The sequence below is a fragment of the Mesorhizobium sp. genome, assembly GCF_004963255.1.
In the GTDB taxonomy this organism is placed as follows: domain Bacteria; phylum Pseudomonadota; class Alphaproteobacteria; order Rhizobiales; family Rhizobiaceae; genus Mesorhizobium.
On sequence record NZ_SUGA01000073.1, the window covers coordinates 1 to 7,573 of the forward strand.

10 protein-coding genes are annotated in these 7,573 nt (G+C 55.6%); 4 read left to right on the forward strand and 6 right to left on the reverse strand.

Features of this window, described 5'->3' with window-relative positions; all coding sequences use genetic code 11:
- Nucleotides 1–11: 11 nt before the first annotated feature.
- Nucleotides 12–122 (forward strand): excalibur calcium-binding domain-containing protein, encoded by a 111-nt coding sequence (locus E5X34_RS32990; RefSeq protein WP_366664948.1) that lies wholly within the window; start codon nucleotides 12–14, stop codon nucleotides 120–122.
- 13 nt (nucleotides 123–135) lie between these two features.
- Here E5X34_RS32990 and E5X34_RS32255 read toward each other — a convergent pair whose 3' ends face one another.
- From E5X34_RS32255 to E5X34_RS32280, 6 genes are all read right to left on the reverse strand, one after another.
- Complete coding sequence (locus tag E5X34_RS32255) at nucleotides 136–1,281, reverse strand: DUF4236 domain-containing protein (RefSeq protein WP_095770037.1); 1,146 nt, start codon at nucleotides 1,279–1,281, stop codon at nucleotides 136–138.
- 50 nt (nucleotides 1,282–1,331) lie between these two features.
- Complete coding sequence (locus tag E5X34_RS32260; RefSeq protein ID WP_082826712.1) at nucleotides 1,332–2,381, reverse strand: hypothetical protein; 1,050 nt, start codon at nucleotides 2,379–2,381, stop codon at nucleotides 1,332–1,334.
- Nucleotides 2,378–3,694, reverse strand: a complete 1,317-nt coding sequence (locus E5X34_RS32265; RefSeq protein WP_063169428.1) for a hypothetical protein — start codon at nucleotides 3,692–3,694, stop codon at nucleotides 2,378–2,380. The genes E5X34_RS32260 and E5X34_RS32265 overlap by 4 nt, the downstream gene beginning before the upstream one ends.
- Nucleotides 3,694–4,512, reverse strand: a complete 819-nt coding sequence (locus E5X34_RS32270) for a hypothetical protein (protein ID WP_063169429.1) — start codon at nucleotides 4,510–4,512, stop codon at nucleotides 3,694–3,696. The genes E5X34_RS32265 and E5X34_RS32270 overlap by 1 nt, the downstream gene beginning before the upstream one ends.
- Entirely contained in the window at nucleotides 4,505–5,944 is a 1,440-nt protein-coding gene (locus E5X34_RS32275) for a hypothetical protein (RefSeq protein WP_063169430.1), read from the reverse strand. Before E5X34_RS32275 ends, E5X34_RS32270 begins: the two co-directional genes overlap by 8 nt.
- Before the next feature lie 197 nt (nucleotides 5,945–6,141).
- Entirely contained in the window at nucleotides 6,142–6,750 is a 609-nt protein-coding gene (locus E5X34_RS32280; protein WP_127248736.1) for a hypothetical protein, read from the reverse strand.
- Between E5X34_RS32280 and E5X34_RS32285 the strand changes: the two genes are divergently transcribed.
- The 3 genes from E5X34_RS32285 to E5X34_RS32295 all read left to right on the forward strand — a co-directional run.
- On the forward strand, nucleotides 6,749–6,973 hold the full coding sequence (locus E5X34_RS32285; RefSeq protein ID WP_127248735.1) for a hypothetical protein: 225 nt from the start codon (nucleotides 6,749–6,751) through the stop codon (nucleotides 6,971–6,973). The genes E5X34_RS32280 and E5X34_RS32285 overlap by 2 nt on opposite strands.
- Nucleotides 6,974–7,025: 52 nt before the next feature.
- Nucleotides 7,026–7,310 (forward strand): DUF6804 family protein, encoded by a 285-nt coding sequence (locus E5X34_RS32290; protein ID WP_063169433.1) that lies wholly within the window; start codon nucleotides 7,026–7,028, stop codon nucleotides 7,308–7,310.
- A gap of 14 nt (nucleotides 7,311–7,324) precedes the next feature.
- Nucleotides 7,325–7,573: hypothetical protein (locus E5X34_RS32295; protein ID WP_127248734.1), on the forward strand; the 249-nt coding region annotated here is incomplete at its 3' end.

A 7,573-nucleotide genomic window follows, 5' to 3' on the forward strand; every position in this document is an offset into this window, starting at 1 on the left:
CAACCTCACAGATCGCGACCACTCCCGAAAGGTGGTCAGGAAACACCGCTTACAATAACTGTAGCTGGGGACCCAAATTGGACCGGGACGGCGACGGAATTCCGTGCGAAGGCATTTGCTGACCAAGCCAATTCCTTAGCGCGCTTTCAGCAAGCCGGACTGGCCACCAGCGTTTCGGTGCATTTGCGCGAGTGCCAATAGAGCCTGGCAAAAGGGCTGGCTGACGTTTGTCTTGGAAAATTCCACCAGCTCGTTGAGCCCGGATGGGCTAGAAAACCGCAAGGCTTCGTAGCGACAGACAGGGATCTGCCGATTATCTCTGAAGCGTTTGTCGGGTCCGCCATTCTTATTGGGATGAGCCCAGGTATAGCTCACGATCTCAGCATCAGATGGAACTTTGCCGGTCTCAATAAAATTGCTGGGGGCAAATTGCGTCCTGAGGTCCCCATACCCAACGGCACCGTACTGGTTTCCGTCCTTCACCAAAATCATGTCTGGCATGAAATAAAGGATTTGCCGGCCGACGTGTATCGACGGTGGTGTGACATTGCTGCGAACAACCGTCGGCAAGGAAGCTTGGAGCGTCGTCGACTTTTTATCGACCAACATCGTGGCTCCCGCATTGCGCTTCCAAGTCGTCAGATCCTCTATCTTGCCACCAGCCGCGACATGCCAACTCGCCGCGCAGCGTGTGAGCGTGTCAAAGGCGGCGACAAGTCGCCCGTAGGCCGCCTCCGCGTCCTGCTCCAAATCATAGTAGAGCACGCTCACCCGGCGGTAGCTGTCCAACCAGTTGCCAATAAGCATGCCCGGCAAAAAGGCAGCAATACCGATCAGCGCCACCCCACCTCCCAGCATTGCGCCTGCGATCAATCCGGCGATCCCAAACAGCACGGCCAGGATGAGCGACATTCGCGTCTGCGATTGCCTCGCATTGATTTCATCAAGCACATTGGCAAATGTCTCATCACGCATCTCGATCACATCGGCGGACTCGATTTCTCTCATCACGACGCCACCGCTGACATATTCCACGGGTGAGGATGTTGGATGGGGCTTTGGCCCAGATGGGAATTCAGACAGTTGCAGCGTCTGCTTGGCGCTGCGCTTTCCCAAAGTGCCTCGGTAGTAGAGACCGCCGACGCCTGCATGAATATAATGCCCTCGTGGGCCAGTCCCGATACGAAGACCTTGCACGCCAACGGACGCGCCAACCCCGCCAGACGAGAAGTTAAAGCGGAAAGGTCCCGCACTAATCGATTTTCGAACGTAAAACCCCATCCCCGCAATCCCCCCCAAGCCCTGTGAGCGAAACCCAAGGGCAGTTCGCCTCACAACTTTGGTACCGGAACCAGTCCAATATCTGTCTCTCGCGAACGTTGCCTGACCCTGATCTCAATTCGCCTCCTCGCCTTGACGTCGCCGGCCTGTGCGCCGTCGGTGAGCCGGTCGCCAGGCAATATCAACTGGCCGCCGGACATTGGCAGGATGGTGAAGCCTTTCAGTTCCGGCATATCGCGCAGGATGCCTGTGACGGAGATCGCTCGCGCTAATCCAAGCCCGGCATTGTCGGCAGGATGGAGTGTGCCAATGTCCATCTTGCGCGCCAGTACGGGCTGAAGGCCTCTGTCCATATTCGATGAGTCACCGGACATCGCCTGCTCGTCCGTGTGGCCAATCACCTCAATGACGTCCACACCATAGGAAGTTGCAATTCCAGCAATGGTCTTCGACATCTGCCGCAACTTCGTTTTGAAGCCACCGGAAAGCTCCGCACTTCCAGTATCGAAATTATAGCCATCGAGCTCGCTAAGACTGATGATCGGTGGCCAATCGTGTGGCTTGTCAGCAGAGGCCTCGTTCCTTGCCTTCTTCAGTGCGTCAGCAAGATCCTTGGACGTCTTGCCCGTGCCAACGTAGCCGAGCTCGCGCAGAACCTTCATCTTCTCGATCATGGCTTTGGCCTGATCAACGTCGACGTCGTTGTCAGAGAGGACTTTGGCGGCCGGCGCGCTTTTCACCGCTTCCTCAAGGGTCAGTCCCACTTTTTTGATTGCCTCTGCGGCCTCTTTGGCCCGGACCAATTCACGCCATTCTTGATCTGGTACATTGCGTCGACTTGCAGGCTTGACCATGGCATTCAGCTGAGCCAGCAACCGCTTGTTTTCCTCGTCAAGCTTGCGAGCGTTCTCATTGAGGGACTGCGCAATCTTCTGCGCTGCCGCAGCCTCTTTCTTTGTCTTGGCGATGAGCGCGCCTGCAGCAAGCAAAAGGCAGAAAACGAGAAGCAGCATCGTCTCAGCCATCGTCAGGCCGAGTATCAGGCCGCGGCCATAGCCCTTGCGCTCAAACGTAATGGCTGTTCCGCTAACCTCACTCACCTGCCCCACCAACTTGCTCTCTTTGGCGGTTCACCCTTCTCCACCTCCGCCGGACTGCTTAACGATCGGAAGGTGTCGCCCTCCGTGTCATCCGAAACCTTGATTGGCGTCTCCACAGGGGAGGCAACAGTGGAAGGTGCCGCCACTCGCTCGACATCGTTCGCTATCGCATTGCTCAGAGGCTGGGGCGTGCGCACGGCCGGGAGGCTATGTTGTGTAAGGGTTGCGACGAGGCCGCGTGTTTCATTGCTGTGTTTCTGCATCACAGCCATGAACTCCTCAGTCAAACGCTGCTGCGCTTGGACAGTTTCTGCGGTCTTTTCTGCGGCCGCTGCCGCTCTCTCCACTCCAGTCGCCACCTTGATCACTGCGTCGGCAAGACCGGTCATCCGCGTTTGCTGCTCTTGCGAGGCTGTTTCGGTTTTTATCGCATATTGTGCGACAGCATTACCCAGGAGCTTGACCATCGGCGCCAGATCGTTCTTCAGCACCTCATCAGGAACAACCACCTTTTCCAGCTTGGCAGCCATATTGTCGGCTTGATTACCGAGCTTTCCAACAGAGTTGGACATCGAGCTGTTGGCTTTATCCAGCAAATCCGCTGCAGCTCCAACGCGGTTCGCTATCGAAGCAAACTGGGTTTCGACTTGCCCGAAATTGTGCTGCAACGCGTCACTGAGCTTGGCAGACGCCTCTTGGACAGGCTTGATCGATTCCATGGCAATATTGTCCAGGGCAGATCGAATGTGCTCCCCATTGCGTGCCGCTTGCTCGGCAATCTCTGCAAAGCCCTCTTCGAGCATTTGATGGCTGACACGACGAAAGTCGGCGAACTCCCTGGTTACGCTTTCCATCTCGGCTCTTACACGCCGTGTCATGTCGGCAAGTTCGTGCCTCGCCGTTCGCTCAATGTCCGCGGGATCGCGCCGCATCTGATTGTAGAAAACCCTCAGAGCAATACCGGTGATCGTCGACGTGATCGCGATGCCAAAATTTTGGACGATCGTGTCGGTTGAGCCTTCCGTTCCAAACTGAAACAGCGAGACCCCAAGGCTCGTCAGGGTGAACAGGAAGCCCATATAGTAGAGGTTATCGCCGGTCTGCTCGTCGTGCAGTTGTAGCTTTCCAGCAAAGATCGAAACCCCGAGATAGAAAAACATCAGGCAGGCCGGTGCTACCGCCGCGACGATCGGATTTACGCCTGAGAGTTTTGCAATGGCGATGAATACACACCCGCCGAGTGTCAATGCCGCGAAAACCACGACCGGCAGACGTGGATGATCCAGCAAAGGTTTGTCGTGCGCTCTCGCCATCAGTTTAACCCATCCAAGCCAACCAGCTTTTCGAACTCGCCGTGATGGTTCTGGACCCAATGTGTCCAGAACTCCGCGTGATCCAGGGTCTGAAATGGCTTCTTTGCCCGATCGATATAAAGAATTGTGATGCCCACCCCATCCAGCGACGTCCCATATGTGCGGTCGGCGGCGCTGTTGAGGTATTTTTGGTAATCCAGTCCCGATCGGTACTGCGAGTAAATCGTCGTATGCTCGATCATGTCAGAGGCGACCACCAATCGCTTGGGACTGCCCTGTTTGGCCAAGCTGCTATCGAAGAGCGACAGCTTGATTTTCTGAATTCCAGCCATGATCGGAGATTGGCTCGCGGAAGCCGCATTCGGGATTTCATCGGGAAGTTTGTTCAAAGGATCGCCGAAGGCGTTTTCCCACTTCTTTTGACGCCGCGCAGGATTGTTGGTCCAACTATCGACGGTCGACCCATCACCGGGATTGCATCCATCGAACATCACCGTCAGCTCACCAGGCGCCGAGCTCAGGGTATAAATCCTCACATACCCACCCGGCTCGACCTGCCCAATGGTCTTTCGGAACTCGTTCTTGAGATCAGCCATCGTCGTTGCCGAAATTGGATCAGTGGCGTCGATGAGGACGGCGGTCAGGCTGGAGGGTCCGTCCAATGGGCAATTCGTGTTGGCGTCGATATGGCCATTGCCAGACCTGGTCCACATCCAGCCGAAGCCGGCCAACATCGCAACGGATAGCACACCAAGGGCAATGGCCGCGGCAATGGTACCCGCATTGCCTTTCTTGCGTCTGCGGGTTCGCCTAGACATTCACGCTGTCCGGGTGAAGCTTATCAAGATCTCGGTACTGCTCAATTCCCCGTTCGCATTCCTGACCAATCAGACGAACCTGCTCGTTGAGTTCCTCCTGCGCCTGGCGAATTGATGCGCCAACATCTCCCTCATTCCACTCCCGCTCGCCGGTGACGTATGGCTTGATGCGATCAAGTTTGTAGGGCGTTCCGAAATGCTTGGGCGCCGGCTCGGTCCTCGCCTGGATGTTGGCTTCCCGATACATCGACAAAAGCTGATTGCAGGCTCGCTCCAATTGGTCTTGATGCTGCGCAAAAAGAGCCAGAAGCCTCGATCGATGATCGACAATCGCGCGGTGCTCGCGCCGGCGACTACCAAGCTGCTTGACGATTTCCTCCACTTTTTCGTTGTGGTCGTCGCGGACATCCTGCAGCTCTTCGATCAGTTCCTTCTTTCGATCGATGTAGTCATCGCGCCGTCGAACGAGCCGATTTTCAACGCCAGTGTAGCCTGGGTAAGGGTCGAGCACGAACCAGCCGTCGATAAAAGCGAAAAGCGAAAACATCAGGCCGATCGCAAACAGCAACCAGGACTTGATGTCCGTGAGACCCGCTGGATTGGCGAGCATATTACGGATGACCTCAGCGCCGGCGCCGTCAGCGAGCGAGCCGCTGACCTCACGGTAGTGCGCTAGCGCCAAGTTTATCGAAATCGCCAAGCCGATATAGAAAAGGATTGAAATGATCCCAACGAATTTTACGAAAAACGACCGATGGGTGACGAGACGAGCGCAGAAAACCGCCAGGAGCAAAGCCGCCCCGATGTTGATGAAAGAGAATGCCGCAGCCTCAAGGATGCCACCAAAAAATCCCTGCTCATTGCCCTTGGCCAGGAAGTTGCCGTTCATCGCTGTCTCGACCAGAAACAGAAATAGCAGAAGCGATAGCCGGAAAATGTGAGCGGCACCGTGCTGCACACGCGCGGCACGAACGAGACCGTGCTTCTCCTTAAACCATGCATGCTCTTTTTCGGCGTCGTTCAGGGCCCTTCTCAGGCCGTGAAGTTCATCGAGGCCCACGGCGACCGAGGCTTTGAAGTCCGAAACGCTAGCGGCATTCGTCTGACGGATTAGACCGAATTGTTCCTCGAAATCGAGGCCGGCAAGACGACCTCCAAGGAGTTGCAGGTTGTCCTCAAGAGTGTGATGCGCAGCCTTCTTCTCATCCTCAACGCGTTCCACGATGGCATGTTCGACATCGTCGAGATTCTTTGCCGTTTTCGGGGGTTGGTTCACCTCGCCGCGCTGCTTTCCGCGGTTAATGACATCCAGGTCGCCGTCGATCTTGGCAGGGTCCAGGCTGTTGAATAGCTGAGTGCTCGCCCGAAAATCGTGGTTGGATTCTCGCAGTGAGTCACGCAACTTATTTAGTTTTTCGAATTTAGAGCCCACGCACTCACAACCCCAACTTTACGCCCCCCGGCAGAGTGGTTTCTATGCATAGTAGAGCTAAAGGGCAACCGCACATTCACTTCTATCCACTTGCTAGTGCGGATCAGGCTCAATTGAGTTCCAACAAATGATCATGGCTGCTGATCAACTGGTTGATCGGCCGCGACTAGTCATGTCATGAGCCGTGCTGCGATGCTCTAAGGACAGAGTGCTACGAGCGGGTTCGCGACTGGGAAATTATCCACAGTCGTATACGTGTACTGGATCTCACCGCCCAGGCGAACGAAGGCAGATAGTTCCTCCGCACGACAGACATAGTTTTTGGTCATTTCATCGATCTTCTGGACATAGACCGGCCGCGAGACGCCAGCAGCCAACAATTTGGCGTCTACTTCCGCATCGGTCTGAGCCCAGGTGGCGTTGAAAACGATCCTTGGCCCGATTGCGATGATGCTCCGAACGGAGATGTTCGAACTGATCAGCATGGGCAATGCTGGAGCCATTTCGGTTTGCATTTTTTTTGCGTAGGCGCAGACGTCGGTCTTGGTGTACTTCGAGAGGCATTCATTTGCCGTCGCCACCCTTGGCCATGTCAGCAGGATCGCCAACGGGACGTGCATCAATCGCAATCCATCCAAAGTATTCTCCTCGCCCGATCTTGGCCTGCACAGAGGAGCATCTATCCTATTTGTGTTCACAGTGCCACGAGCAGCTTGTGCCCGACCGGCAATAGTGCTCTGTCTGAAATACTTTGGGAGGGCAATAAAATGAAAACAACATTTCTCGCGGCTATGGCCGCTGATCATGTCAGCTCCGCTGGGCCTCCTCTTCATGCTGGGCGGGCCGATCACCTACGTGATGAATGTCGTCGACACATGGCAGGGCCATGCATCAGTGGTCGTAAAAATCCTGATTAACTTGAGCCTGGATGCGATGTTGGCGTTCATTTGGCCGATCACTTGGGCAATCTGGCTTTTCAAATATATGGCGGGCGCCGAAACTCCACTAACAACCGTGCTGGGCGTTTGAGGATCAAGTTTGCTGAAAATAATGCTTTTCGACGCCGGCCGGAACGGTCCGGTTGGTCTGCATCTGTGTAGCTATTGCCTCGCTGCTGGCGGTAGCGCCATGGCCGTACGGCTATTACCAATTCCTCCGCGTGGTGGTCTTTTTCGCCGGGATCTACTGCGGAGCCATGGTGTGGCGATCAGGCCCTGAAAATCGCACCCTGGCTTGGGCGCTGTTTGGAGCGGCAGCGATCTTCAACCCGTTCATGCCGGTTCATTTGCCGCGCGAGCTGTGGGCAATCTTCAACGTCGCAGCGGCTACTCTGTTCGGCTTTGTCGCATACCGGCACCGGAATTAAGCCGATAATCTGAGATGGCCAAGAGTGGACCTGAGACGCCGAAGGTCAAGGCGCGCCCGAGGGTCACCGTGTCACAGCCGTTGGCGCTTTATGCGGGAGATCTCCTCGAGCGGACGAAGGAGTACTTCGAGGCTTTCAACCATCTAGGCTCGGAGTCGGAAAAGGCGCATCTTTTTGCCCGTTATTTTCTATTTTCGCATGCCCTAGATGTGGAGCTTCAACAGGTTGTCCTCGATCAGGGCGAGGCGACTGATAGGCGTTTT